At 62.1% G+C, this 4,349-nt stretch carries 5 protein-coding genes and 1 pseudogene; 1 reads left to right on the forward strand and 5 read right to left on the reverse strand.

Translation table 11 applies throughout. From position 1 onward, the window contains the following. Both CP49_RS48245 and CP49_RS34780 read right to left on the reverse strand, forming a co-directional pair. Positions 1-165: pseudogene (locus tag CP49_RS48245) on the reverse strand (peptidoglycan-binding LysM); the annotation flags it as partial. A gap of 109 nt (positions 166-274) precedes the next feature. Further along, positions 275-919, reverse strand: coding sequence for a protein-L-isoaspartate(D-aspartate) O-methyltransferase (locus tag CP49_RS34780; protein ID WP_420807676.1), 645 nt, complete (start codon positions 917-919; stop codon positions 275-277). A 258-nt stretch (positions 920-1,177) separates the two neighbouring features. On the opposite strand from CP49_RS34780, the gene CP49_RS34785 reads away from it, so the two are divergent. Beyond that, positions 1,178-1,555 carry a response regulator gene (locus CP49_RS34785; RefSeq protein ID WP_082646407.1) on the forward strand — a complete coding sequence of 126 codons (378 nt, stop codon included), beginning with the start codon at positions 1,178-1,180 and terminating at the stop codon, positions 1,553-1,555. Positions 1,556-1,690: 135 nt separating this feature from the next. On the opposite strand, the gene surE is transcribed toward CP49_RS34785, so the two are convergent. From surE to serS, 3 genes are all read right to left on the reverse strand, one after another. Beyond that, positions 1,691-2,458: a 5'/3'-nucleotidase SurE gene (surE, locus tag CP49_RS34790; protein WP_057854626.1), complete on the reverse strand. Its 768-nt coding sequence runs from the start codon at positions 2,456-2,458 to the stop codon at positions 1,691-1,693. A 96-nt stretch (positions 2,459-2,554) separates the two neighbouring features. Then, a complete protein-coding gene (locus CP49_RS34795; RefSeq protein ID WP_063791824.1) occupies positions 2,555-2,962 on the reverse strand; it encodes a hypothetical protein in 408 nt (135 codons plus the stop codon). A 12-nt stretch (positions 2,963-2,974) separates the two neighbouring features. Then, positions 2,975-4,306, reverse strand: coding sequence for a serine--tRNA ligase (serS, locus tag CP49_RS34800; RefSeq protein ID WP_057854627.1), 1,332 nt, complete (start codon positions 4,304-4,306; stop codon positions 2,975-2,977). Positions 4,307-4,349 lie beyond the last annotated feature (43 nt).

Consider the following 4,349-nt stretch of genomic DNA (forward strand, 5'->3'; position numbering starts at 1 on the left):
CGAACCGGTCGCTTCGGGCTGGGAGGCAAAGGGATTGGAGAAGGAGCTATCGGAAAAGCGCGTCTGCATATCGGCGCTGCAGCCGGCAAAGCCAACCGACATCAGCGCCAGCACCGCTACCTGCGGCACCCGACGCGAGCGAAGCAACTCGGCGACACGGGACATGGTTACTCACTCGTACGCAACAAAATACTGTTTTGAGTAAACACGTGCCGAGTAAATAACCGCTTAACCCTTGGAATAAGATGTTGGCGGGAACCGCCAATCCGGGATTCTACAGTTCGCGCGCAATTCCCCGCAGGGCTGGGACGAAGCGGACATCGACCAGTTCCTTGCGCTCAAAACCGCTGTCGGTCCTGGTGACCCGGACCAGCGTCTGGGTGCCATGATGCGGGCCGACCGGCGCAATCAGGATGCCGCGGGGTTCAAGCCGCTGCAGCAGGCTGTCCGGGATTTGCTCCATCGCGGCGGTGACGATGATGCGGTCGAAATCGCCGGCACCCGGGGGGATGTCGAAGCCGTCGCCGAACATCACCTCGACATTGTAATAGCCAAGCTTTTCGAGCCGGGCGCGGGCCGTGTCCGCCAGCGTCCGGTAGCGCTCGATGGTCAGGACATGGGCGCAAAGCCGTGACAGCACCGCGGCCTGATAGCCGGAGCCGGTACCGATCTCGAGCACCTTGTGGTGCTTCTGCGGCTGCAACTGCTCGGTCATATAGGCCACCACGAAGGGCTGGCTGATGGTCTGCCCGCAGGCGATGCCGAGCGCGCTGTCGCGGTAGGCATGATCGCGATCGCCAGCCGCCACAAAAACCTCACGCGGCACCTCTTCCATGGTGCGCAGCACAGCCTGATTGCTGATGCCCCGCCGCCGCAGGCTGAGCTGAAACATCATCTTCTCGGGCGGTTCTTGCGACATCGCGGTCTCGCGGCGGGGGACTCTGCCGCCAATCCAATGCTCAGGCCTCGGCGAGATGTAATAGCCTATGCGCACTTAAGGAAGAATTTCCTCAAGATTTTGGTTCCGAATCCCGGAACTGCGGTCGCGACTCGGCGTTAGGGCACGGCAAATCCTTTGCGGGAGAGTCTTAGCCTTATAGCGTGCCGGTTCATCTCGACGTTGCACCGAGGGGTGTTTTTTGCGAACCTCAAAGCATTGGAAGGGCAAGGATTCCCCATGATGGCGACACGGCCGGCGGGCTGTTCTGTTTTCCTCGTTGAAGACGAGGTTATGATCCGGATGATGGTCGCTGACATGCTGGAGGAGCTGGGCCACAGCGTAGCTGCCGAGGCCGGCGAAATCGGCGAAGCGGTCAAGCTGGTGCAATCGACCGAGTTCGATCTCGCCATTCTCGACGTCAACGTCAACGGCAAGGTGATCACGCCGGTGGCCGAGTTGATCACGGCGCGCAACCGTCCGTTCATTTTTGCGACCGGTTACGGCTCCTCCGGCCTGCCCCAGGAATATCGCGACCGCCCCGCGTTACAGAAGCCGTTCCAACTGGAAACGCTGGCCCAGATGATCACCTCTACGATGAAGAGCGCGCCGGTTTAGGTCGTCAATCCGCATATCCCGCCGTCATCATCCGCGAAGGCGGATGATCCAGTATTCCAGAGACCTGCGATTGAACCGAGAAGCCGCGGCGTACTGGATACCCGCTTTCGCGGGTATGACGAGTTCGGCCGGGGCCTACTTCAACGTCGTCGTCAGCTCTTCCGAAAACGCTTCATCGGTGCGATCGAGCCGCAGCGGCGTGACCGATACGTAGCGCGCCGCAAGCGCCGCGAGATCGGTGCCTTCGGCCGGCGTATCCATCATCGCGGCGCGCTCAAAACCGATCCAGAAATACGGATTGCCGCGGCCGTCGTGGCGCTTGTCGACTTTCAAGAAGCCGAGGTTGCGCTTGCCCTGCCGCGTCACACTGACACCCTTGACCTGTTCGGGCGTGCAGGCGGGGAAGTTGACGTTGATCACGGTGTTCTTCGGCACGCCGGCGTCGATTACCTTGCGCAGGATGTCCGGACCGAATTTCAATGCGGTGTCCCACAGCGGCGCGTGACGGGTCTCGATGGAAAATTCCTGGCTCAGTGCAAACGACGGAATTCCCAGAATCGTGCCTTCAAGGGCGCCCGCGATGGTGCCGGAATAGACGACGTCCTCGGCGACGTTGCGGCCCTTGTTGACGCCGGACAGCACGAGATCGGGCATCTTCTCGCCGAGGATGTGGCGCGAGCCCATGATCACGCAATCGGTCGGCGTGCCCCGCACCGCGAAGTGGCGCGGACCGACTTCGCGCAGTCGCAGCGGATCGTTCAGTGACAGCGAATGCGAAACGCCGGACTGATCGAGCTCCGGCGCCACGATCCAGACGTCGTCGGACAGCGCGCGGGCGATCTCCTCGACAATCTTCAGACCCGGCGCATGGATGCCGTCGTCGTTGGTGCAGAGAATTCGCATCCGTCAAAACGCCTTTTGTTCGAGGTGTGGCCGGCCTTCGCCTTTGGGCCGTCGTCTTATCCGGCTATCGCCGCCGAGGCAAACCGGCCCATTTCCTCATGTTTTCTTCTTCATCCAGACGCGCCAGGGACGCGCGAATTTGGCGCCGCCGTCGATTTTCATCTGAAGGTCCAGATCGATCTTCGGCATCTCGAGCTCTGGCAGTTCCGGCTTCGCGACCAGCGGTGGCAGCGCGATGGACTCAATCGCCGGAGCCGGCGCAGCTACCGGCGCCGATCCCACCGGCTGCTGCTTGTGTCGCGTTCGCGCAACCGCCAATCCTTGGTCGAAATCCGCGACATTGAGCCACTCCTTGGCATGCATGCGCTCGATCAGATCGTCGTCCCACAGGCGCGCAACTTCGATATCGAAGGCCCCCATCAGCCTCTGATCGATCAATTGCATGCCGTGGCCGGTAACAGCCCATTGCCTCCCGATCCAAAAGATGTCGCGATGCAATGCCATTTTTGCTTTGCGCTATTTGTCCCGCTCGATTGTTTTGAGCCCGCCCATATAGGACTGCAGCACAGCGGGCACCGCGATCGAACCGTCTTCCTGCTGATAGGTTTCCATGACGGCGATCAGCGCGCGGCCGACCGCCGTGCCGGAGCCGTTCAGCGTATGTACGAAGCGCGGCTTGCCGTCCGGCCCGCGCGAGCGCGCATCCATCCGGCGCGCCTGGAAATCCCCGCAAACCGAGCAGCTCGAAATTTCACGATAGGCGCCGCCCTCGCCCTGCCCCGGCATCCAGACCTCGATGTCGTAGGTCTTTTGCGCGGAAAAGCCCATGTCGCCGGAGCACAGTGTCATCACGCGGTAGTGCAGGTCGAGCCGCCGCAGCACTTCCTCGGCGCAAGACAGCATGCGCTCATGCTCGTCACGGCTGGTCTCGGGCGTCGCGATCGACACCAGCTCGACCTTGGTGAACTGATGCTGCCGGATCATGCCGCGGGTATCGCGGCCCGCCGCGCCCGCCTCCGCACGGAAGCACGGCGTCAGCGCGGTCAGCCGTATCGGCAGTTCTTTTTCGTCAACGATAGATTCGCGGACGAGGTTGGTCAGCGAGACTTCGGCGGTGGGAATGAGACCGAGACGCTCGGTCTTCAATCGTTCGTCGGGAGCCGCAAGCAATTCGCCCTTGATGGCCCAGAACTGGTCGTCCTCGAATTTCGGCAATTGGCCCGTGCCGAACATCACGTCGTTGCGCACCAACAGCGGCGGGTTGACCTCGGTGTAGCCGTGTTCGTTTGTGTGGAGATCGAGCATGAACTGCCCGATTGCGCGCTCCAGCCGCGCCAGTCCCTTCTTCAGCACGACAAAGCGTGCGCCGCTCAGTTTGGCGGCCGCCTCAAAATCCATGTAACCAAGAGCGCCACCGAGATCGTCATGCGGCTTCGGCGCGAAGGCGTAGTTGCGGATCTTGCCGTAGACGTGGCGCTGCACATTGCCGTGCTCGTCTGCGCCTTCGGGCACGTCGCCGAGCGGCAGATTCGGAATTGCAGCAAGCTCCTTCGCCAGTTCATCGTCCGCGGTCTTCACGGCAAGCTCGAGCTCCGGCATTGTGGTCTTGAGCTCGGCCACTTCAGCCATCAATCTGTTGGCGCGCGCGTCATCCTTGGCCTTCTTCGCCTCGCCGATTTCCTTCGAGGCCGCATTGCGCCTCGCCTGCGCCTGCTCCGACGCCAGGATCGCCGCACGGCGCTTTTCGTCGATTGCCAGCAGCGCAGCCGACAACGGCGCCAGCCCGCGGCGCTTCAGTCCGGCGTCGAACGCCTGGGGGTTGTCGCGGATCGATTTGATGTCGTGCATGGCCACAATTCCTGCGTCATGGCCGGGCTTGTCCCGGCCATCC

Source organism: Bradyrhizobium valentinum (assembly GCF_001440405.1).
GTDB classification, from domain to species: Bacteria; Pseudomonadota; Alphaproteobacteria; order Rhizobiales; family Xanthobacteraceae; genus Bradyrhizobium; species Bradyrhizobium valentinum.

Bases quoted from the DNA above. Each gene is read 5' to 3' on its own strand.
- CP49_RS34780 (WP_420807676.1), bottom strand. From the start codon at position 919: ATGTCGCAAGAACCGCCCGAGAAGATGATGTTTCAGCTCAGCCTGCGG.
- CP49_RS34785 (WP_082646407.1), top strand. From the start codon at position 1,178: ATGATGGCGACACGGCCGGCGGGCTGTTCTGTTTTCCTCGTTGAAGAC.
- surE (WP_057854626.1), bottom strand. From the start codon at position 2,458: ATGCGAATTCTCTGCACCAACGACGACGGCATCCATGCGCCGGGTCTG.
- CP49_RS34795 (WP_063791824.1), bottom strand. From the start codon at position 2,962: ATGGCATTGCATCGCGACATCTTTTGGATCGGGAGGCAATGGGCTGTT.
- serS (WP_057854627.1), bottom strand. From the start codon at position 4,306: ATGCACGACATCAAATCGATCCGCGACAACCCCCAGGCGTTCGACGCC.